The sequence below is a fragment of the Lewinella sp. W8 genome (genome assembly GCF_004375085.3).
Lineage (GTDB): Bacteria > Bacteroidota > Bacteroidia > Chitinophagales > Saprospiraceae > Neolewinella.
The window spans coordinates 582,571-603,688 of sequence record NZ_SNAQ03000001.1 but is presented as its reverse complement, the minus strand read 5'-3'; the positions used below and the strand labels follow the sequence as shown (position 1 = coordinate 603,688).

Below are 21,118 nucleotides of genomic sequence, written 5' to 3'. Positions count from 1 at the left end.
TTGCAACCACACATAGGTAATGGGTTGAAATGGTTATGAAAGAATCACCTTTACCGACGACGACGCCGGGCGGTGGTTTTAGCTTTGGTCGTCCGCTTCTTACGGGCGGTCGTTTTTTTCTTCTTGGTGCTGCCGATGCCGGCAGAGCAGCCACGGTTGACGACGCGGTTAGCAATCGCGGTGGCTTCGGCTTTGGTCTTGCCACCTTTTTTCGTGGCGTGGTCGATGTAGGCTTTCTTGCGCTTGTTCAGCGTTGCCTTGGTCGTCCGACCGGCGCAGTGACTTTTCTTTGCCGAAATCAGAAGCTGATACTTCGTTTTCTTGGCCATGATGGTTGGAAATTTTGAAAGTGAAAGATTTGGTTACAGCGCCTTTAGAATGAATGGAATCCCGGCTGCTGCGAGCAGCAGCGGGTTGAAGTTGCCCGCTCCGCCACCCTGCTGCTGCAGTCGGCGCTCCTCCTCGAAAAGAGAAGGATCGGACATCGTTGTTTCGTCGATGCGGCCCGCATCCCCGGAAGACCGGCGGAAGATGCCAGCTACCTTTTCGACCACCTTGACCACAAACTGAATGGCCCCGATGACCACCGAAACCAGGTTGCCGATTTGGGGCACGCCTTCTTCTTCGGCAATTTGCTTGGGCGACTTTCCGGTACGCTCAAGGATGCCGTTGAGCATGAGGCCCTTCAGCTGCTGATCGTCGAACTTGCCGAGTCGGCGAATGAACGTGTAGCTTTTCTGCTGAGCGTCGATGCGCGAGCGGATTTCCGGGCTCTTGATCTTGCCCCGTTGCAGGAACTGAAAGATGAAGAAGGGCCCCATCTTCTTCCCCACCCCGGAGAAGATCCAGTTGACAAACTTTTTGAACAGGTTACCGATGGCCTGCCCCACCCGGCGAAAGAAATTGCCGATGCCGCTAAAGAGTCCCTTTACTCCGGCGGGGGTGGGAATCTTGATGGAGAAGTTGGCAAAGGCCGGACGCTGCTTTTTGACCGAGTTTTTCAGGATGGCCTCCACCTGCTTGCGGATGGCGGAGTTCCGGATCGAACCGATGCCGGCAATGTCTCCCTGACGCATGGCGGCCGCCGCCGCGCGATACTCCGACTTTTGGGTGCTGTCCTTGGTCAGTCCCTCCAGTATCTCGAAGCGGTCGGCCCAGATCAGGTTATCCACCTGCCCGGCCGTCATCTTGGTGACGTCGCGGCTGGGATTGATGGCCGGAAGCTGGGCGTCCATCTTTTCGACTTCAGCCAGCGTCATTTTGAGCTGGCCGATGATTTCTTCTTCGCTGGCCCCCATGTCAATGGAGCCGAGTTGATAGAGTCCTTTCACTTTGATGTCCTTTTTTTTGGTATACCGCTTTTCCTCCCCGAAGCGCCCACCGTGTTGCACCTTGTAGACCACGTCCAGGGGAATTTGCTTACCGTCGAGCAGAGCAACGGGATAGACGTGGCGGTACTCGCTCGTACCGTAGGCCGCATAGCGGATGTAATGATCGATGCCCAGGTTTTGCAGCACCGAGCTGATGAAGGCCGTGTAGCTTTTGCAGTCCCCTACCCGGTGGCGGTTCAGGTACGCGGGCGTTTGCACCCACTGACTACCGGGAGGGTCTTCTTTGTACGTGAAATTGCGGTAGACCCAGTTAAAGAGCTTCTTCAGCCCGGCCTCCGAGCGGGAAAACTGCCGGGAAAACTGCTCCGTTTCGTGAGCGTAGCCCCGCACGATGTCCTGGACCACCTTCATGATGTCGCCCGTCCGGTATTCTTCCTTGCGCAGCTGCGGCCCCTTGGCGGGCGGCGGGATCAATGTTGAGGCACTTCCACTCATGCGAAACTCAGGAAGTTCATGGTCAGGCGGACGGGTACCGCCATACCGTTGGATAAATAGATGCTGCCCGAAATGTTGATCGGGGCCAGGGCGGTGGCCGTGCCACCGCTGAGGAGCGTTTGCAGGTGATCCAGGAAGTTACCCGCCGGGACCAGCAGCAACAGGGGCACTTCCGTAGCCCGGGCGTGCGGCAGGGTGATGCGCTGATTGGCCCGGATGATTCCCAGGTTGCTCCCCTGCTGGGTAAAGGCCAGGTCCACGCCGGTCACCGAAAGGGTGATGCCGAACATCTGTTTGAGGAACAACCGCAGATTCACCAGGGCCACCACGCGACCATCCCGGACGTCCATCCGCACATCCTGCCGGCGGATGCCGGCAAGGTCATATTCGATCCGGTCGTAAATCGCTCCGGTGACCCGGCTGCCCAACAGGAAGTTGAGCAGGGCCAGGCCGCCAGCGATCTTGAGGAGTTGGCTCATCCCTTCTGATTGCGACCTCGAAATAATGGTCGCCACGCCCTACCCCAAGAACGTAGGGTCCGCCAAGACTACGGAGCGCAGCCAAAGGCCACCAAAGGCATCAACTTCCCTGGTTTTCTTGCTCGGGGCGTAATATTTCTTCGCTCAGATCAGCGTCCAGGTCCCGGATTTGGAAGTGGGTATAAATGAGTTTGGTCAGCTCCGGAGAGAAGATCCGGCGGCGTTTGAGCTTGTCCGGATCATAGCCCCAGGACAAAAACAGGTCTTCGGTGATGATGAATCGCCATAAATGGCGGTAGGAACATCCGAAGTAATCCCGCAGCTGGTACTTACGCACGCAGCGCGGCAGATTGGGGGCCTTCTCGGCCGGTTGGGATAAAGCTTTCATGGGCAATGAGTACACTCCAGAGCTTAACTTTTGCTCTACTTTGGCTTCAATTTTGCTGCACTTCTGCTCTACTTTTCCCTCTTTACCAGTAAAAGTAGCCCTTTCCGTAAATTAAAACAACCTGTTATAAGTTAAGGTCCGCCCCGAATGCCCTCTACCCCCTACTTTTACCAGGCAATGAGAGCTTTCGAGCTATGTACATGCCCTGCTGCGCTTTTTGCGTGGTGGGGTTTTATATTTGCCTTACTATGGAAATCTCAGATTGGGCTGATTTTGCAGGACCTTTAAAGTATCCTTACCATGCTTACAAGCACCGTAAAACGCTTCAGAAGTATTGGAAATGGATCCTTGCTACCTTAGACAAAACAGGAACAGAGGTTGTAATTCTAGGCAGGCCAGGTGTAGGCAAATCGGTATTGGCAGCGTATTTATACAATGAGACCAACAATCTTTCTTGGGAGTTGCCACAAACTTCAACGGAAGTAGAAGTGAAGGCGATTACTTTTGGAGATTGGACAAATCTAGTCCGTGTAATTCCGGGTCAAACTACTCAAGAGAGACTTCAAGGACTATCGGAAGCTTTTGAAAAAAGTAAAAGTTTGGAAGGAGTTATTTATGTAGTAGACTTTGGATATACCGACATTAGATCTCCAGTTGTGAAGCAAGATGCAATTGAAAATCGTGGTCTTGATAGTATCGACAAAATACGAAGATTTAACCTTCTAGCAGAGCTAGAAGATTTCAAAAAAGTCTCTTTCTTAATTGAAAAATCTGTTGCTAATGGGAAGCAGGTACCTTGGCTACTTATTGTGGTCAATAAGGCTGACCTTTTCTTCGAGTCCACCGAACTACTAGAGGCAGAAACCTACTATCATCCTGAAGGTGGCAGCCAGTTTTCCCAATTAATAGAGAATCTTTACAAAAAGCTAGGCTCCCAAAGATTGAAAATTGCTTCTGTTCCTCTAAGTTGTTATCAAAAGCCGTTTCATTGGAATAAAGAGGAGGTTATGTCTAAAATTGGGGATGATGATCAAAAAAAGAAAATGTTGACACACTTCTTTAATAAAATATCACAATTACGATAGTATGAATGACCCAGAGGAAAAGAATGAGAGTGCAACTTATCAGCTTTTTAAAAGCTTGGCTGAGCAAGAGGCGCATGGCACTGATCAGGCAATCTTAAGTACTGATTTTGAAAAGTTGATCTCACTTGCCGAAAACTCTTCGAAAGCTATCAACGATCTAAATGATGCAAAAATCAGAATCGATTTTGGTATTTTAATCATGTCAACTACTGGAGTTGTCTTGCTCACATCTCTATTCTTTCTTGCTAGAGTCGGAAAAATTGGGATAAGCGAGATGAATGACCCTCAAAACTTAGAACAATGGACTTATTCTTTTGGCTTTGCAATATTCTTATTTGCTTTTGTTTTTTTTAATCTATTTAGCCTTAGAAAGAGAATTCGAATCATCAATCAGATTAGGGTGGAAAAAAGAGCTTTAAAGAGAATATATGATATAATTTATTCATTTAAGGAAATTGCCTTTCAAAGGATTGACATTATTACCCGTGCAACTTTTGAAATGAGATTAGAGCGTCTTTCATTTGAATCTTCAACACAGAACGATCATGAAACATAATTATCCACAGCAAACAATTGTCTCAGGATTAATGTCAACATTAATACTAGATTCGATTACTTAATTACGGTTTCCGACCTGAAGCACCAACAGATTCCCAGAATGGTAAAACCATCCCACTTGTTCGATTTAGTTGCAAATAATAATCTTGACGAGGTGTTTAATTTAATGTTTAAAAGCATTGACTCACATACAGATTTACTGCGCAGGCTCCTACATGCAAAAGGAACATTAGGGGAACATAGACGTAATGTAGAACTTGGAATTATCTCCAAGGAGGCTGAACATCACAGTTTCAGCCGTGTATTGAATCAATTTATTTCTATTTGCGAGTCATATAAAGAATGGTATGAACAGAATCACAAAAAAAGTCCAAAAATTGATAACCAAAACAGAGTTAAATTCACACTTGAAGGGAAGGTGAAAAAAGATACAAGTCATACACTAGCTGAGGTAAAAGAGGTATTATCGATCATGCTTGGCCTTGAAGAGTCTATGCTTTTACAGGTTGATAAAACTGAAAAAAATGACGAAAAGCAAGATTTCTCATTGTTTTCAGATGCGCTCAATAGAATATCAACTTCAATCAATGATGATATTTGCTTGCTAGGTTATAAGGATATTGGCGACTCACTTCGTATAGAGGCTCATTCTAATGAAAGAAATTATATAAGCATCATCGCAAAAGGAGCTCAGTTTAACTCTGTCCAGAAATCAATTGATGAACTTAATGGAGTCGTTCAAAAAATGCAGGAAGCGATAAAACAGGGAAAAAATGAAGCCTACTTAGATGAATTTATTAAAGCTAGCTATTCTACTTATTCTTTGTTATTAAATCCTGTGAGTTTTTTTATCACTGGTTACAAACGACTTTATATTAAACCAAGTGAATCATTAAAGAATGTAAATTTCAACCTTCTTATTCAGAGTAACAAAGAAGCTAAATCGTTTAGCGAATTAGATTACTTAATGAATCACCATGAGGTTGCTACAATGCCATCATTCAAAGCATTTTTTCACCAACAAAAGGTTTTGGAGCATGGTAAAAGGGCATTTACAATACTAAAAGATGCTTTATTAAGAATTGATAATTAAACTTCATCCTTTGCTTGGCCGTGACAAGTTTCAAAACGGCACCTCCTCCCCATCATCTTCCTCCCTTACCACATCAGTAAAGAATAGCATTTGTCTGCTGCGATGATCGTAATGGGCGTTGAAGCGGACGTACTTGCGTACGTTATCCCGGTTCGGTAGTGCCTGGATGTTATCGATGGTGTAGCCTTTGGTTTCGTCGATGCGGTCGACGTGGTAGCAGGTGGCTTTCCTCCCTTTTCGCTTGATGTAGTCGGTCTGCTGGCAGAATTCCCGGAATTGATCTATGGTGATGGTAAATTCCTTCCCTCTGCGTTTGGCATTGGCCTTGAGATTAGCGTAAGCTGCTTTGATCGGGTTTTCCTTCCTCCATTTGCGCATGTAGCAACGGGAGCAAACGGTTTTCCCCGGTGCGGGTGCTTTACCGCACCGGGCAACCCTGCATTTACGCTTTTGGCCCCTACTCATCGTCCCACCTTTTCCAACTGCCCCCTTACCGTTTCCATGTACGGCGCGTAAGCCGCGCCACGGTCGCCGTAGCCCTGCCAGTTGTTGTGGGTAATGATCATGGGGAAGTTGTAGTCCTGGTGGGCCAGCCAGGCCCCCACGATGGCACCGGTGCGGTCGTGGCCGTGCCGACAGTGGATCAGGACGCCACCCCGCCGGAGATACTGCTGGGCGCGCTCGTAGGACTTCACGTAGCCCCTACCCTGCTCGTAGCCGGCGTGGCCATCGAAGAACGGCAGGCCGGGACTGGTGACGTACTCGACGCCGTACTGCGCACAGATGGCGCGTTCCTCCGCCGTGCTGATGGGCCCCCGGTCGTTTTTGCCGTCGCCGTTCAGGCGGATCACGTAGCGGATGCGGCCGGTGGCCAAGGCGTTTTCCAGTTCTTCGGCCGTCAAGGCCGCGGACCGGAGGTTACCCAGACCGTCGGGGATGAAGCGGATGGCGTCGGGGAAGACGTCGGCGGAAGGAACGACGACCGGAGCGGCTTCGCCCGGTAGATGGGCTTCCTGGTAGGCAATGCCCTTGGCGCACAGGTAGCCCGCCAGGAGGAAGACAAAGAGGGCAATGAAAAAATTAGCTTGGCGCATGGCTAAAGGGTTTGGTAGGTGTAGTAAATCAGGTTGCTGGTGCTGCCGTCAGGAAACTTCACGATCGGGTGACCATTGGTTCCCATCTGGCCCGTCTCCGTGGCGATGAAGGGCGGCTTATTCTTTCCTTGCAGGCGGTCCTTTATCCACGTTTCGGACTTATCGATGCGCCGCCCCTGGTAGGTGTCGGCAATGCCGGTGATTTTGTGCTTCTTAGGCATGATTGTGGTTGTTTTTCGGTCACCAGCGGGCATAGGAATGGCCCGCCGGCGACCGGATATGAAAGTTTTAGTCAATTGTTGGTCAGACCCTTATCCGTCGCGAACGGAAGTGTTTCTTACGGCAAAGGGGGGTGCAATGAGCTGCGTTCTTCCGCTTATGGCTGATGTCACGGCCACATTGCGGATTCGCACAGGTCCGGGAGCTTACGCGCTGGCCATGTTCAGGTTTTCGTGCAGGCCGGTGCGGGCGTTTCCCTTCAGTTCTTCGTAGTCGATGAAGTCGGTATCAGTTTCGGTTTCGGTGACGGGCTCGGTGGGTGGGGAAGTCTTGGTGGTGGTCGGCTCCTCCTCCGGTGAACTTTGCACTTGGGCTCCGCCCCCTGAATTTCCGTGCCCCATGTCGGTGGTAAGTTTCTTCCAAACCTTCGCGGCTTCCAGATCGGCAAAGCGGTCGATGTTATCGATCATCCGTTCGGCTACGCGGTCGGTGACCTTCAGGGCCAGCTCCTCACGCTGCCGCCGCTGCATGGCCTGGAGGGTAGAGCGCAGCTCGGCATCGATGCGGGCCTCGATGGACTCCGGGGAAAGGTTGCGGTAGGCGAAGGCCTGCACGAAATGGGCCGCCAGTAAGACGGTGCTCATGGCCAGGGCCGCCATGCCGATGCCGTCGTACATGGCCGACAGGTCCACCAGCGGGGTGGTGAGGGCCAACTGCACGGCGCTGATGGCCGTACTGGCCCACATACTGACGGTGGCCATGTTGTCCGCCTTCAGTCGCTGCTCCGGACTGATGCCGTCGCGGCGGGCCGCAGCGTCCCAGCCGAAGGCCGCCACGTCGAAGATGAGGGCGAAGGCCAGTCCCCCCAGGATGGCCGATAGGGTGGCGTTACCGGTAGGGATGATGTAGGCACCGTAACGGTAGCCAAAGGCGAAGGTGAGCGCCGCGTTCAGCAGCCGCATGGCCACCGCGAAGGCGCGGTACTGGCCGTTGGCGCTGATGGCGGCCGTGCTGATCTTGAATGATTGCGTGTAAAATCCCATAACTTTGTTGTGATTGGACCGGAATCAACTGCTATCGGATGCCGGTCCGGTTTGAAGATGAGCCTCGTCTCGGTTATGCCGTGGGCGGGGCTTGTTTGGTTTAGTGAATGCCGGGCATGAGCTGATCCAGCCGGCCGTGGATGGCGTTGCGGAAAACGTTGGCCTGGTTGGGGAGCTTCGGCAGCCAAAGCATCCGTTTCAGGGCGATGGCTTCGTGAGCCAGCAGGTTCATGGTGCAGTTCCGGGGCTCGTCGAAGCGCTTCCGGAATCGGCGGCCAATTTCAGCCAGGGTGCACAGCTCCAGGAGGTAGTCCGGGTCCTTGACGCCTTCCAGGGTGTGGACGATGAACCACTTCAGGAAGTCTACCTCCATGCTGTCGAGCTTCAGGGCGTAGACCCGGTCGACGATGGGCATTTCTGCCTCTACGGGGTGGGGGTGGGCGAGTTGCTGGTCCATGATCAAAAGTTTGCGTGCCAGCTGCCATTTTTGTATTCGGCGATCTTTTTACCGTAACGGTCGGCGCTGCAGTCGTAGATCGCGGCCCAATCGACCTTCCCGGACCATTTGCCGGTCACCAGGCTACGGAAGCGGGTGATCTGTTTGTCCATCGGGTATTTTTTGTTGCCCCAAAAGGTTTTGGGGCGGCCGTTGGGGTCCCGGTGGTCTTTGAAGTAGACCGAAAGCTTGATGCTTCCGGCGCTGGAGGGTTTGTCCGATCGGACGTGGCGTCTTAGCGTTGCCATTGGATTGAATTTATGCAGCCGGTTGGGCTACGTTGAGAATTGACGTTTTGAATTCCTCGGCCAGGGCGGGGGACCGCTTTCCGAGGCGTTGCAGGATGCGCCGCAGCGCTTCGACCGGGCCAACTTTGGCCCCGTCCTCCAGGCTGCGCAGGTACTCGTTGCGGGCCTTAGTCAGCAGCTCCTTGTTTTTGATGGTGGCCACGTTGCGCAGGTGGGCCTTGTACCAGGCTTTGGTGTTGCGGAATCCGCCGGAGTCGTTACGCACGTCGAAGTACACCTCCGGAATCGGTATCCAGGCCTTTTTGCCGGCCTTCTGCCGGCGCTCCACCCAGCGGGCCGCCAGCTGGATGCGGGCAATCACTTCGTTGGCCCCGCGTTTCCAGCGGCGGCGGTCGAAGGGAGCGTACACCAGGTATTCGGCCAGGGCAATCTTTCCGATCTGCTGCTGCCGCTCGTCCAGCCAGTCGTGGGCGTAGAGTTCGCGGCGGGCGGTGTTCCACATCGTGTCCACCAGGCGTTGCAGGACCTGCCGTTCGCGGCGGCTCAGATGGCCGGTGATCTCCTCCATGCTCTCCGGCAGGGTAGCGGGGAAGGCCGGGGCGGCGGAACCTTTTTTTCGCGGAACTTTTTTTGGAGGGGTAACCCGTTCGGGGTTTTGCGGTTTGCCCGCAAGGTCCGACCTGCCGGGTTTGTAACCGGTCCCGTACCCCGGTGTACCCGGTGCAGCTGCCGTAGGCGTAGCGCCGTTTTGGGGCTTCTCCACCGGTTTTAATGGGTTTTCCACAGCGCCAGCATCCGCAGGAGCTTGATTTTTAAGCCCTAACGGCGTTTCGCCGCCGCTTAATTCATTTAATTCATTGGTAACCTGACTGGGTACACCCGTTGGAGTATGTGGCAAAACTTTCCGCATACCCGGCCGCCGGAGGAAAATCGGGGCCAGATTTTTTTTGGCGCCGGTGGTCGATTCCTCCAGGTGGAGCAGGTCGGGGTTGATGTGGATTTCGTAGCTGCTGTTGCTGCCGTGGAACACTTCGCTGATCCAGCTGGCCAGCTTCAGGCGCTTACGTAGGTTGCGCACCGTCCGTTCGCTGCATTTGAGGTACTTGGCCAGCTGCTTGTTGTTGACCCGTAGGGGGCGCATCAGGTAGCCGTCCGTGGCCGCTGGTGCCGTCAACTGGTAGTTGCTGGCCTGCTTCTTGAGTAGCCAAAAGAGCTGCTTCATGAGCTGGATGTGGTTGCTGTTCATCCGCTTCCCGTACTGGGGGTTATTGCCGTTCCACAGGTCGGTGGCCAGGTCCAGGAGCTTGTACGATTTGGCGATCTTCAGTTCGATCATGTTATGTTGCAATAAGAGTGGGAAGCGACCCCGGCGAACCGAAGTGCGCCGGGGGCTTCCCGCAGGACCGCTAAGACCTGCCGAGTTTGACGTAAAGCATGAGAAAGGCGGGTGCGGTAGACGACCTAAAGACACCGCACCCGCTTCGATAATCTCATGAAAAATGGAGCCGGGGAGGGGAGTCGAACCCCTCCGGGGACCTTCCCCGGCAAGCCTCCTCCGCCAGCGGCGGAGAAGGAGAAAAACACCTAAAACCCTAGTCAACATCGTTTAGTGCCGGGGAGAGGAATCGAACCCCTCTGAGGAAAAGTAGTGCAGAATAAAAGTCACCATGCCCGGCAGTGGGCCCTCCCGGGGGTAGCGGGGAAGGCCGGAAAGTCACTAGGTAGTAGCGTAATCTTTTTGCTCCGCCGGCAGGGCCTCGATGGCCGCCACCAGGGAATCGTATTCGGAGTGTCCCGCCGTGATCTTGTCCTCCACGGCAAGCACCTTGAAGCGGGCCAACTTGCCGTTACCCATATTGCGCGGGGTAATGGCAACACACTTTCCGCTGGTGATTCGGTAGATGGTGTATTCGCCGTCACCGGTAGCCACGTAGGTCAGATCGCCGGGAATCAGGTGGCAATGCGACAGGAAGGTGGGAATCCGGTCGAGTCCGTGAGCACTGGTGAGGCCCTGGAACTCCAGCACGGCGCGCGGAAGGATGCGGGGAGGTAGGGTGGATAGGTTTTCCATGATTAAGATGATTGTACGGCGAGGGGCCGCAGGTGCAATGAGAATGGGGCGGGAGCCTAGCGGAAGCGCGAGGGCATGAAGGCCCGTTCCTGTTCGATGGCTTTCCGTAAGTCCATGACTTGTTGCCGGGAGTAGGTGTAGGGACGGGTGGAACCATGTACGGTCAGGTAGCCGCGTTCCCGGAAGTACTTCAGGCAGCGCAGGTGCTCGCCGCTTTTGGTGAGGGGCCGGCCCAGGGCGGCGGCGGCTTCGTCGCCGGTCATCCAGGGACTGGGGGGCTCCAGGTCTTTGCGCAACAGGCGATTGGTTTCCCGTTGCTCGGCCAGTAGCTGGCGGGTGAGGTCCATGAGCTGCGCGATCGCTTCGCCCGTGGCCGGTGGGGTGGAGGTAGCGCCGATACCCATTACGCAGCTACGTTTACGCGGCCGAGCTGGCAACCCATGGGGTGCAGCATCCGGTCGAAGTCCGCCACGGAACATCCGTCGATACCCGCCCCGAAGTTGATCACGAGGTCCGCGTACCAGTCCTTTAACTGAAGCACTTGGGCAAAGGCGGCCAATTCGCTGGCCGGAAAGGTTTCGGGGGAATTGATGCGGCGGGTGAGGCGGTGGATTTTGTAGTCCGTGCCGATGATGTCGCCCATTTGTTCGGCGAGGGAATCGTGCGTCAGTTCGAGCTCTGCGAGCCGATCTTCCACGAACCGTTCGAGGGTCGGCTTCACCAGTTGGGTTTGGGTTCCAGCGGGAAACATGGCAATGAGTTTGGTCGCACCGTTACGTTATGACATGGGGGTGGCCCGGCCGCAGCAAGTCACTTTTTGCGGCGTAATGTGAAACTTTACGGTTCGATTGTTATACTTTTGGGTTACTGTTTATAACCTTATGGTACAAATATATTGCACTAGTGATATTAAATACAAGCACTAGTGAAATAAATTTTCACTAAGGATAGATTCCCTCATTTTCGCATTACTTACACCTAGATGTATTTCGTACAGAATGTCAAACACTTATTAGACGAAAGACGGTGGAACAATGCTGAGCTTTCCAGGGCGACAAATATTTCTCCAGCACAGATAGGACGCTATCTTTCTGGTACACATCAACCCAAAGTTGAAACTGTAATTGCAGTAGCGAAAGTCCTTGATGTGAATATTGATGATCTTCTCCTAAAGGATCTCAGCCAGGAATCCGGCCGCCCTTTTGGGGCCGAAGGAGAGGATAAGGCAACGATGGATGAGACGCTGACGAGGATGAACGAGCTGCTGGAGCAGCGGCTACGGTTGGTGGAGCAGGCGCTGAAGGAGCGGGATCCGGATTTGGCGCGGAAGTATGGGATAGAGTAACGTACTTGGCGACCAGATACTGGTCAAATAGAAAAGCCCCGGAGCGATTTGCTCCGGGGCTTTTCTATTTGGAAAAATTTTAATGTGTTTGAAGCCTTGCGTATTTATCAACAAAATGTTTGTTTTGTGATTCAATGTTTTAAAAGCTCAAGCACCTTGCATCCTGATCGGCGAAAAACTATCGAAAGACTCCGCGCGGAGCTGGCTGATCCGGCGACTACGAAGGGGAGAAGGTTTGTGGTTGTTCTGCAGTTGATGGTGCTGGTGGGGGAGGGGTGATGGCTCTCCCTTTATTTTTTAAGCCCATTAGAATTTGAAACATACTTTGTGCAATACTCCCCAATACTCACTTATTTCAGCGCATTTATTTATTCGATAGTAGTCTATCTAGAATTGCGATCTCGGGTAAAATTCTATTCTTAATTCTATCAACTTCAGTAACTTTATCAATAGTGTTTTGAACACTTAAGGGTTGATGTGCAATAGTTCCTCTATCCTTCCCGAAATTTTCCATTTCTATTAACCAAGTTGGATCAAAATCAGCTACTTCTAAACCCGTAGGAAGAAGTAGTTTAAATAAATTATCAGGCTTTATCCCATTATTTTTTTGCACAACACCATTTTGGAAATGAGTAACTAATACATTGAGTCTAAATTGTATTTGATCTTTGTCTGTTCTCTTTTTTTTTGACCAATCAATCTCTGCGCCTAAAAAAGCAACTAAATTAAGAAGGGTATTACTCCTTTTTCTCTTATTCTTCCACTTAATGAATTCTGATTCAACTTTGCTTTTAGCCCTTTCTTCAAAGAAGGATTCAATTTCTGCGTGAACTAGTAACACATAACTCCGTATCATGTCCTGTTCCTTTCTAGAGTAGTTTCCGGAAATACGGGTGTTTGGCAACAAACTATTTTCTAGTTGCTCTATCCTACGAGACATTTGGTGAAACCTCCTGGAATTACCCATTTTGAGACTGAACTATGACTATTCGTCCTTCATTATACATCGGTACTTCTATCTTATCATTAACTAATCTAGCAACAACTTCCCCCCATCTATTTAGCCGTATTGCAGTATTAGTAGTGCTCTTAGTAGTCTGCTCGATAGCATTCAAAAATTCTTGATCATTAATACATATTTCCTTAAATGCATCAATAATATCATTACCCCTATTATCTAATCTATTCCGAATACCAGGAACACTAAAGTAGTAAATCATTACATCGAAAATAGCTCTATTAAAGTTATTTTGAAATCTCCCCTCAGGCAACCATTTACTAAATCCATTCCTTACTCCAAACACCTCAATGACGAATTGTATAGAACTGTTTAGTTCATTAGCTAGATTCTCTATATCATCTTTTTTTTGTTCCCACTCTGCATTCAATGTCTCTACAGTCCTATCAAAAGATATTTTCAAATTACCCGTGTAATCTGTAAGAAATAGTTTGAACATGAAATATCTAATAACCATTTCATTATCCCTCATTCTAAAGTCTGGCTGGTCAATTTTCAGCATCGCTTTAATCGGATTACTTGAAATGGCAAAAGAATCGACAAAATCAATAAATTCACCAGGATGAAGCGCTTGTCTAAGCTCTTGGGGTGAAAGCCTTATACTACCGGTATTTAATCTTAAAAACACAGTATACAGAAATGCTTCATTTGGCCAATTCTTTATTACAATAGTTCTAATTGTATGATTCATTAACTGATCAGCAATTTGCTGATATACGATATCATTTAAAATGTCTTGTAACGTCTTTCCATTGAGCTGGCTAAGTATTTCTAAACCTTGTAGTCTTAAAGGCGTAAAACCAGTCTCCTTTCCTCTGCTATAAAACTGGCGAAGTGTTAATAATCTCTGCTTCCCGTCAAGTACAACGTAGTGGCCTTTCTTGTTTTTTCTCTCAGCCAGTATAATTTGAGGGATAGGTAACCCTAAAATAAGACTCTCAATAAATCTACTTTTCTGCCTTTTAGACCATGCATCTCTTCGCTGAAATTTAGGGTTGACATCAATATTGCCTCTACGCAGCTGATTATTAACAGTTTCTGAAGTCCAGTCTGTACTCCAAATTACTGCTTGATCAAATACCTCGAGCTCCTGAATAAGGTCTTCTTCACTCTCGTATCCATAGTCTCTGTCTGTATTCATTTATTTTTTTCTAAAGATAAACACTATTGTAATTACAGTATTTGGTTGAGTACATAAAAGGCGAAAAGCCAGCATGTATTCAACGAATTGCTGTCGTCTACTTGCCTTCATGCTTACGACAAAATACGCTTTCCCTCTCCACATCTACAAGCCTTAAAACCTCCCATTTTGAAGTCCCTTGTTAACCTCTCGTTAACCACTTCCCACAAATCCCTCACCCTGAATTGTTTAAAAGTCCTCCTCGAGCCCCAGAGGAATCACCTTGAGTAAGCCACTTCCGCTACCGCGGGGGTGGCTTTTCTCGTTTTCGGGCCTTACCCAAATTACTCCCCGATGCGGCGGAGTGCTCCGGAGGTCATGCAGATTTCATCCTCATATGGCTTAAATTTACAAGTGTTATCCTTACCTTTAGTTCTCTTTTATTTTTTTAGCTCTCTCACGTAAGTAAACCGCTTTTTATTGACGACTTGAAATAATGATTTGCCCCCATTAGTCTTTGCTAATGGGGGCTTTGTTTTGCTCCTAACCGCTGCCAATAATTTCTTGATCGCCAGGACGGCATAAGTGCCGGTTGACCCTGGATAAAAAACTAAGCCCCCGCTCGCAGTTGCGAGCGGGGGCTTTTTCGTCAGTTTGGCGGGGCGCGTAATTACTTACGGATGCCCAGCTTAGCGATCAGTGCGCGGTAACCTTCGAGGTCCTTCTTCTGAAGGTAGGCGAGGTGACGACGACGCTGACCTACCAGACTCAGCAGGGCCTTACGGCTGCTGTGGTCTTTGCGGTGCGTCTGCAGGTGATCGGAGAGTTGCTGGATACGGTAGGTAAACAGCGCGATCTGGCCCTCGGTGGAACCAGTGTTGGTGGCGGAGCCGCCGTACTCGGCGAATATCTCGGCCTTCTTTTCCTTAGAAAGGTAAACTGCCATTATGGAAGCCTTTGGTGATTACGGAAATCAGTTAAAGCGAAAAATTTCGGGCCGCAAAGGTAGGGGAAATAAATGTATTCAACAAGCAGTCCGGTGGAGAGATTACTCCTTCACCTGCTTCATGAACATGTAGCCGCCCTCGGTGGCACCCCATACCTGCTCGTCTTCAGCGTTGAAGCCCTGGTCCCAGCTCTGCACGAAGGCGCGGGTGATGGACACCCGACTGGTGGCGTAGGTCGCCCCACGCAGGGAGCTTTTACACTTATCCTTTTTGGTACTCCCGCGGTAAGTTCCTTCTCCCTCGTACTTAAGGTGGACGGCACAGCCCTCCCGTTCGGTGAGCTGCTCGGGGCCGATGACGTTAAGGAGATCCGGGTCATCATAGGCGCCAATGAAACGTTCGGGATCGGGCATTTCGAACACCCGACTAACGAACTTTCGCGTGCCCGTTTGCTCCAGTTTATAGATACGCTGCCGGTAGGGCTCGTCGGCCGTAGCGGCCACGGCCTGCTCCACGTAAAGCCAGTTCCCGGGCTTATCCAACCAGATCGGTTCCATGTGCAAGACGATGTTGTAATAATCCTCCTTTACGGAGGCCTGGAGGGAGCTATCGAAGCTTCCGGTCATGACGGTACGCAGGTCCATAACGTCCACCTTATTCACCACTTTGGTGGTATTACAGGCCAAAAGAACGGAAGCGAGGAAAAGAAGCGAGAAGATTCGGGTCATACGGAGCAAATTGGCTGCACAAGGTATTACTTTCAGAAACGGCCGGGCGATTGGGCGCGTTGCGCAGGTGCCCACAATTTTCATGGGAGGGCCATGTTTTTCGGCATCTCCCTAAGCCGAGGGATTCCGACCTGGGTGATAAAAATTTCGCGCTTATCCTTTTCCGTCGAATAGTGTTCGGACGCCATTTCACTCGGCTAAGCCTTCGCGAAACAGGCTTCCGACCACGACTTATCCCTAGTCTGGCCAGTATTCTGGCAACGGAGCGGTAATTTCTACGGGCTCTTTGGTGTGCGGATCGGCAAATCGGAGGGTCCGTGCGTGCAGGGCAATGCAGTTAGGTTGTAGGGGATGCAGGGAACCGTAGGTGGCGTCCCCGATGATGGGGGCACCGGCGGTCGCCAGTTGTGCCCGAATCTGGTGAAATCTTCCGGTGATGGGTTCGACTTCCCAGTAGAATTTGCCGTCGGCGGCAAAGCGGAGGGCATACTTCAGGCGGGCTTCCTTTGCCCCGGGGATGGGTCGGGTGGCGGCGATGGCTTTCTTCCCCATCCGATCGCGGGCCATGAAGTGGCGTAGTTCGCCGGCCTCGGCCGGCAGGGGCCGGTCGGTAATGGCCCAGTAGGTTTTCCGAACCTTCTTCTCGGCAAAGGCCTCGTTCAGCAAGCGGAGGGTCGATTTATTCTTTGCCAGCAACAATGCCCCACTTACCGGGCGGTCCAGGCGGTGCACGATGCCCACGAAGGCCTCCTTTAGGCTCCTCGGACGTTTCCACTGCACCTGCGCTCGCGCCTCTACGGTATCGTAATTGAAGTGCTTTTCCGTAGCGATACCGGCCGGCTTATTGATGACCACGTACCCCTGCCCTTCGTGCAGGATGTCAAGGCTGCTCTGTTTCATGTCCGAAAAGTACGGTGGTGGGGAAGAAGTAGGGGGTAAAATCGTCGTAGATATGTAGAAGTACGACATCCCCAGAAAAACTGACCAAGCCCGTCGTAGATATGTAGAAGTACGACATTCCGGAAAATCAGACCAAGCCCGTCGTAGATATGTAGAAGTACGACAACCCCGAAAAATCCTACCAATCTCGTCGTAGATATGTAGAAGTACGACAACTCCGGAAAATCCTACCTCCCGTCTCGCACCCCAAGGGCCTCCACCCTCCCAAGCCACTTCGCCCGGAAAGCATCCGACGATAACCGGATGGGGCCAATCGCAGTAGACTTTACCCGTCGCACCCCCGTAAACTGCATCGTGAGTTGCTTCATGGCGTGGTAGGTGGGTCGGGCGTACACGAGTCGATAATACCAGGTCGGCTGGTCCATCGTGGAGATCAGCCGGGCCGTTCTGCCGCGTAGGAGTTTGTCCCACCTAGCCAGACTGCCTTCCCTTTTCTGGAAGGCAAAGCCGGGCAAAAAGAGTCGGTCAATGAATCCCTTCATGATGGCCGGCAGACTGCCCCACCACACGGGGTACACCCACACGAGATGGTCGGCCCACTGAATCGCGTCCCAGGCGGCCACCAGGTCGGGCTCCAGCTCCGTCCGCTTGCGGTACCCGAAGGCCAGGTTGGGATTGAAGTCCAGCTCCCGAATGTTTATCCGTCGGAGATGGGCGCCGGTACTGGCTACGCCTGCGGCGTAGGCATCAGCCAGCGCGAAGTTGTAGGATTCTTCGTCGGGGTGACCGACGAGGAGGAGGATGTTCTTGGGCATTGGATGGGTGGTTAAAGCATGGGGTATAGACGTATCTATACGTCAAACCAGCCACCGCCCAAAATCCATCAGGCGCGGCTTCCCTCCAAACGGTACTTTATCCCCATTCGATCGATTTCTTTAATAAAATCGGTATCCGCGTCCACCTTCCGGTGGAGGGAGAACATTCGTAGTTTCATGTCTTCCTCCCGATCGTAGAAGACCATCCGCAGCTTCTGCTTTCCAGGAAAGCGCTGGCAAAGCTCGTCGAGGGCCATCACCATTTTATCGGAGACCTGATCCACGGCCATCTTGAGGATGACGGCCTCGGTCATTTCCCGACCGATGCCCTCCAGGAGTTTGACGTCCCCAATTTTGAGCTCCAGTTCTTCGCTGTTCCACTTCTTCTGGTAGGTTGCCGTGATGAAGAGAGCCGTTCCGGCGTGCAGGATGTGCCGGTGCTTTTGGTAATCCTCTCCGAAGAGTTTGAACTCGATCATCTCGTCGTAGTCACTCAATTCGAAGATGCCCCAGCCATTACCGTTCTTGCTCACCAGGTGGCGGGCGCCGGTGATCATGCCGGCCAGGCGCACGGTGCTACGACCGTACTTCTGGGGACTCAGATCAGCCAACGAGCAGGTGACGTAGTTGTCCATCTCCAGTTTGTAGCCATCAAGCGGATGGCCGGAAACGTAGATGCCCGTTACGGCCTTTTCCCGGTCCAGTTTCTCGGGCAGCAGCCACTCCTTGGCGGCGGGCGGCTTGGGTTCGTCGGGCAGTACCTCTTCCTGAATCGCACCGAACAGCGAAGTGGCCGCGGCGGCCAACTGGCTCTGGTAGGCGTTGGCGTACTTCGTGACGTGCTCCAGGTAGGAGTCGTACTTTTCACTGGGCGCAAAGTACTGGGCCCGGTGGATGTCCTCAAAGCAGTCGAAACCACCGGCGTCGACCAACGCCTCCAGCACCCGCTTGTTGACCGTGCCGGGCTCGACCCGCTGCATCAGGTTGAAAACGCTGGAAAATTCTCCCTCCTCTCGGGCGGAAAGGATCGCCTCCACGGGGCCCTCCCCTACCCCCTTGAGGGCGGTCAGGCCGATGCGGATGGCCCCCTGCTTGTTTACGCTGAAGTCCGCCTGGGACTCGTTGATGTCTGGTCCCAACACCGGCACTTCCATGCGCCGACATTCGCGCAGGAAGAAGCTCATCTTGGTCTGATCCGACTTGTTGTGGGTCAGCACCGATGCCATGTACTCCGCCGGATAGTGCGCCTTCAGGTAGGCCGTGTGGTAGGCCACGAGGGCGTAGCAGGTGGAGTGGGACTTGTTGAAGGCGTAGGAAGCGAAGGCTTCCCAGTCCTTCCAGATCTTGCCCAGCTTGTCCTCGGGGTGACCGTTGGATTTTCCGCCCTCGATGAACTCGGGGTACATCTTGTCCAGCACCGCCTTTTTCTTCTTACCCATGGCCTTCCGCAGGGTGTCGGCCTGGCCCTTGGTGAAGTTGGCAATCTTCTGGCTCAAGAGCATAATCTGCTCTTGGTATACATAAATCCCGAATGTTTCCTTTAAGTATTCTTCCTCTGCATTGAGGGTATACGTAATGGGTCGCCGACCATGTTTCCGTTCAATGAACTCCGGAATATACTCCAACGGCCCCGGGCGATACAGGGCGTTCATGGCGATCAAGTCGTCGAAGGTCGTCGGCTTGAGGTTTTTCATGTGCTTCTGCATCCCGCCACTCTCGTACTGGAAGATGCCGTTGGTTTCCCCGCGCTGGAAGAGCTCGTAGGTCTTCTCGTCATCGAGGGGCAGTTCGTCCACGTCGATGTCCACCCCATGGTTTTCTTTGATCATCCGCAGGGCGTCCTTGATGATCGTGAGGGTTTTCAGTCCGAGGAAGTCCATCTTCAGCAGACCGGCATCCTCTGCTACGGAGTTGTCGAACTGACTGACGTACATCCCCGTGTCCTTATCGGCCGTCACCGGCACGTGCTCGGTGATGTTGGAGGGCGTGATCACCACGCCACAGGCGTGGATGCCGGTATTCCGGATGGACCCCTCCAGCTTCTTGGCCGTGCGGATCATCTCTCCGATCTGGTCCGGCGCATCGGCCATTTCCCGGAACTTGTAGGCCCGGTCGACGTCCTCGCCGTTGAGCTTACCCTTGAGCTTGGGGTGAATATCACCGTCGGCCAGCACGTGATTCAGCGAGGCTCCCAACTGAGTGGGGAAGGCTTTTGCCACCCGGTCCACTTCGCTCAGCGGCACGTCCATCACGCGACCGACGTCGCGCAGGGAAGACTTGGCCGCCATCGTACCGTAGGTGATGATCTGGGCGACCTGCTCCTGTCCGTATTTATCGATCACGTAGTCGATTACCTTCTGGCGGCCGACGTCGTCAAAATCAATGTCGATATCCGGCATGGAGATCCGTTCCGGGTTGAGGAATCTCTCGAACAGGAGGTCGTACTTAATGGGGTCGACATTGGTGATCCCGACGCAGTAGGCCACGGCGGAGCCCGCGGCCGAGCCGCGGCCCGGCCCCACGCTGACGCCCATCTGTCGGGCGGCGGTGGTGAAGTCCTGCACGATTAGGAAGTAGCCCGGATAGCCCGAGCCCTTGATGACCGAGAGTTCAAAGTCGAGCCGTTCACGGATTTCTTCGGTAATTTCTCCGTACCTGCGCTTGGCGCCCTCGTAGGTCAGGTGGCGCAGATAATCATCCTGGGTGGCGAACTCGGCCGGCATCGGGAAGTTGGGCAGCAATACGTCGCTGGCCAGCTCCAGGGTGTCGATCTTGTCGTAGATCTCCATGGTGTTGGCCACGCTCTCCGGCACGTCGGCGAAGAGGTTGGCCATCTCGATCTGTTGCTTGAAGTAGAAGTCGGAGCTCGGAAACTTGAAGCGGCTCGTATCCTCCAGCAAACTGCCCGTATTGACGCACAACAGTATGTCGTGCGGCATGTAATCTTCCTCCTCAACGTAGTGACTGTCGTTGGTGCAGATCACCTTCACGTTGTGCTTACGGGCCAGCAGCAACAGCTTCTGGTTGATGTCTTCCTGGCTCACGCCGAGGCCGTCAATGTCTTCCAGGCCGCGGTGGCGCTGCAGCTCGATGTAGTAGTCTTCGCCGAAGAGGTTAAGCCACCATTTGAGGGCTTCCTCGGCGGCCTCGTCCTTGCCCTGCAGCAACAGTTGGGGAACCTCGGCACCGATGCAGCAGCTGGTCACGATCAGTCCTTCGTGGTGCTGCTCGATCAGCTCCTTATCGATCCGGGGGTACTTGCCGTACAGTCCCTGAATGTAGCCGAGGCTGCACAGCTTGGAGAGGTTAATGTAGCCCTCTTTGTTTTTGGCCAGCATCAGCTGGTGGTAGCGCACGTCCCGCTCCCCGGCCGCCCGGCTGAAGGACTTCTTGTGGCGGTCTTCCACCAGGTAGAACTCACAGCCCACCATGGGTTTGAGGCCGCGCTTACTCGCCTCGTTGACGAACTTGAAGGCCCCAAACATATTGCCGTGGTCCGTTAGGGCCACGCCCTTCTGGCCGTCCGCCACCGCCTTGTCCATCATCGTCCCGATCTCCGACGCACCGTCGAGGAGAGAGTACTGCGTATGGCAATGTAGGTGGACAAATTCGGGCATGGTGGGGACAACTTTTGGCGGTCAGTAG

25 protein-coding genes are annotated in these 21,118 nt (G+C 52.5%); 4 read left to right on the top strand and 21 right to left on the bottom strand.

All coding sequences use genetic code 11. The annotated features are described in order from the left end of the window. Positions 1-50: 50 nt before the first annotated feature. From E1J53_RS02490 to E1J53_RS02475, 4 genes are all read right to left on the bottom strand, one after another. Positions 51-329, bottom strand: a complete 279-nt coding sequence (locus tag E1J53_RS02490) for a hypothetical protein (RefSeq protein ID WP_134270401.1) — start codon at positions 327-329, stop codon at positions 51-53. Positions 330-362: 33 nt separating this feature from the next. Then, the gene (locus E1J53_RS02485; protein WP_134270400.1) at positions 363-1,826 is read right to left on the bottom strand and encodes a transglutaminase domain-containing protein; all 1,464 of its coding nucleotides are present in this window, start codon (positions 1,824-1,826) and stop codon (positions 363-365) included. Beyond that, positions 1,823-2,305 (bottom strand): hypothetical protein, encoded by a 483-nt coding sequence (locus tag E1J53_RS02480; RefSeq protein WP_134270399.1) that lies wholly within the window; start codon positions 2,303-2,305, stop codon positions 1,823-1,825. Before E1J53_RS02480 ends, E1J53_RS02485 begins: the two co-directional genes overlap by 4 nt. Before the next feature lie 100 nt (positions 2,306-2,405). Then, entirely contained in the window at positions 2,406-2,693 is a 288-nt protein-coding gene (locus E1J53_RS02475) for a hypothetical protein (RefSeq protein ID WP_134270398.1), read from the bottom strand. A gap of 248 nt (positions 2,694-2,941) precedes the next feature. Here E1J53_RS02475 and E1J53_RS02470 point away from each other — a divergent pair, with 248 nt between their 5' ends. From E1J53_RS02470 to E1J53_RS02460, 3 genes are all read left to right on the top strand, one after another. Then, the gene (locus E1J53_RS02470) at positions 2,942-3,778 is read left to right on the top strand and encodes a GTPase domain-containing protein (protein ID WP_173021339.1); all 837 of its coding nucleotides are present in this window, start codon (positions 2,942-2,944) and stop codon (positions 3,776-3,778) included. A 1-nt stretch (position 3,779) separates the two neighbouring features. Continuing rightward, on the top strand, positions 3,780-4,334 hold the full coding sequence (locus E1J53_RS02465; RefSeq protein ID WP_134270396.1) for a hypothetical protein: 555 nt from the start codon (positions 3,780-3,782) through the stop codon (positions 4,332-4,334). 120 nt (positions 4,335-4,454) lie between these two features. Next, the gene (locus E1J53_RS02460) at positions 4,455-5,429 is read left to right on the top strand and encodes a hypothetical protein (RefSeq protein ID WP_134270395.1); all 975 of its coding nucleotides are present in this window, start codon (positions 4,455-4,457) and stop codon (positions 5,427-5,429) included. A gap of 30 nt (positions 5,430-5,459) precedes the next feature. On the opposite strand, the gene E1J53_RS02455 is transcribed toward E1J53_RS02460, so the two are convergent. The 10 genes from E1J53_RS02455 to E1J53_RS02410 all read right to left on the bottom strand — a co-directional run bounded on the left by E1J53_RS02455 (position 5,460) and on the right by E1J53_RS02410 (position 11,351). Further along, positions 5,460-5,807 carry a hypothetical protein gene (locus E1J53_RS02455; protein WP_134270394.1) on the bottom strand — a complete coding sequence of 116 codons (348 nt, stop codon included), beginning with the start codon at positions 5,805-5,807 and terminating at the stop codon, positions 5,460-5,462. An 83-nt stretch (positions 5,808-5,890) separates the two neighbouring features. Then, on the bottom strand, positions 5,891-6,523 hold the full coding sequence (locus E1J53_RS02450; RefSeq protein WP_134270393.1) for a hypothetical protein: 633 nt from the start codon (positions 6,521-6,523) through the stop codon (positions 5,891-5,893). A gap of 2 nt (positions 6,524-6,525) precedes the next feature. After that, positions 6,526-6,744, bottom strand: coding sequence for a hypothetical protein (locus tag E1J53_RS02445; RefSeq protein WP_134270392.1), 219 nt, complete (start codon positions 6,742-6,744; stop codon positions 6,526-6,528). A gap of 204 nt (positions 6,745-6,948) precedes the next feature. Beyond that, positions 6,949-7,785, bottom strand: a complete 837-nt coding sequence (locus E1J53_RS02440; protein WP_134270391.1) for a hypothetical protein — start codon at positions 7,783-7,785, stop codon at positions 6,949-6,951. Positions 7,786-7,885: 100 nt separating this feature from the next. Further along, entirely contained in the window at positions 7,886-8,242 is a 357-nt protein-coding gene (locus E1J53_RS02435) for a hypothetical protein (RefSeq protein WP_134270390.1), read from the bottom strand. 2 nt (positions 8,243-8,244) lie between these two features. Beyond that, positions 8,245-8,529 carry a hypothetical protein gene (locus E1J53_RS02430; RefSeq protein ID WP_134270389.1) on the bottom strand — a complete coding sequence of 95 codons (285 nt, stop codon included), beginning with the start codon at positions 8,527-8,529 and terminating at the stop codon, positions 8,245-8,247. 10 nt (positions 8,530-8,539) lie between these two features. Further along, positions 8,540-9,865: a hypothetical protein gene (locus E1J53_RS02425; RefSeq protein ID WP_134270388.1), complete on the bottom strand. Its 1,326-nt coding sequence runs from the start codon at positions 9,863-9,865 to the stop codon at positions 8,540-8,542. A gap of 381 nt (positions 9,866-10,246) precedes the next feature. Further along, the gene (locus E1J53_RS02420; protein WP_134270387.1) at positions 10,247-10,600 is read right to left on the bottom strand and encodes a hypothetical protein; all 354 of its coding nucleotides are present in this window, start codon (positions 10,598-10,600) and stop codon (positions 10,247-10,249) included. Between the two features lie 56 nt (positions 10,601-10,656). Next, positions 10,657-11,004 (bottom strand): hypothetical protein, encoded by a 348-nt coding sequence (locus E1J53_RS02415; RefSeq protein ID WP_134270386.1) that lies wholly within the window; start codon positions 11,002-11,004, stop codon positions 10,657-10,659. Continuing rightward, complete coding sequence (locus E1J53_RS02410) at positions 11,004-11,351, bottom strand: hypothetical protein (protein WP_134270385.1); 348 nt, start codon at positions 11,349-11,351, stop codon at positions 11,004-11,006. Before E1J53_RS02410 ends, E1J53_RS02415 begins: the two co-directional genes overlap by 1 nt. Positions 11,352-11,582: 231 nt before the next feature. On the opposite strand from E1J53_RS02410, the gene E1J53_RS02405 reads away from it, so the two are divergent. Then, entirely contained in the window at positions 11,583-11,945 is a 363-nt protein-coding gene (locus tag E1J53_RS02405; protein ID WP_134270384.1) for a helix-turn-helix domain-containing protein, read from the top strand. Between the two features lie 364 nt (positions 11,946-12,309). On the opposite strand, the gene E1J53_RS02400 is transcribed toward E1J53_RS02405, so the two are convergent. From E1J53_RS02400 to dnaE, 7 genes are all read right to left on the bottom strand, one after another. Next, a complete protein-coding gene (locus E1J53_RS02400) occupies positions 12,310-12,885 on the bottom strand; it encodes a HEPN domain-containing protein (RefSeq protein ID WP_256366159.1) in 576 nt (191 codons plus the stop codon). Between the two features lie 19 nt (positions 12,886-12,904). Then, the gene (locus tag E1J53_RS02395; protein ID WP_134270382.1) at positions 12,905-14,104 is read right to left on the bottom strand and encodes a DUF262 domain-containing protein; all 1,200 of its coding nucleotides are present in this window, start codon (positions 14,102-14,104) and stop codon (positions 12,905-12,907) included. 649 nt (positions 14,105-14,753) lie between these two features. Next, the gene (gene rpsO / locus E1J53_RS02390; protein WP_134270381.1) at positions 14,754-15,029 is read right to left on the bottom strand and encodes a 30S ribosomal protein S15; all 276 of its coding nucleotides are present in this window, start codon (positions 15,027-15,029) and stop codon (positions 14,754-14,756) included. A 102-nt stretch (positions 15,030-15,131) separates the two neighbouring features. Further along, complete coding sequence (locus tag E1J53_RS02385) at positions 15,132-15,758, bottom strand: chromophore lyase CpcT/CpeT (protein ID WP_173021338.1); 627 nt, start codon at positions 15,756-15,758, stop codon at positions 15,132-15,134. A 237-nt stretch (positions 15,759-15,995) separates the two neighbouring features. Continuing rightward, the gene (locus tag E1J53_RS02380) at positions 15,996-16,658 is read right to left on the bottom strand and encodes an RluA family pseudouridine synthase (protein ID WP_173021337.1); all 663 of its coding nucleotides are present in this window, start codon (positions 16,656-16,658) and stop codon (positions 15,996-15,998) included. Between the two features lie 227 nt (positions 16,659-16,885). Beyond that, positions 16,886-17,473 carry an NAD(P)H-dependent oxidoreductase gene (locus E1J53_RS02375; RefSeq protein WP_134270378.1) on the bottom strand — a complete coding sequence of 196 codons (588 nt, stop codon included), beginning with the start codon at positions 17,471-17,473 and terminating at the stop codon, positions 16,886-16,888. A 68-nt stretch (positions 17,474-17,541) separates the two neighbouring features. Next, positions 17,542-21,090 carry a DNA polymerase III subunit alpha gene (dnaE, locus tag E1J53_RS02370; protein ID WP_134270377.1) on the bottom strand — a complete coding sequence of 1,183 codons (3,549 nt, stop codon included), beginning with the start codon at positions 21,088-21,090 and terminating at the stop codon, positions 17,542-17,544. Between the last annotated feature and the right edge of the window lie 28 nt (positions 21,091-21,118).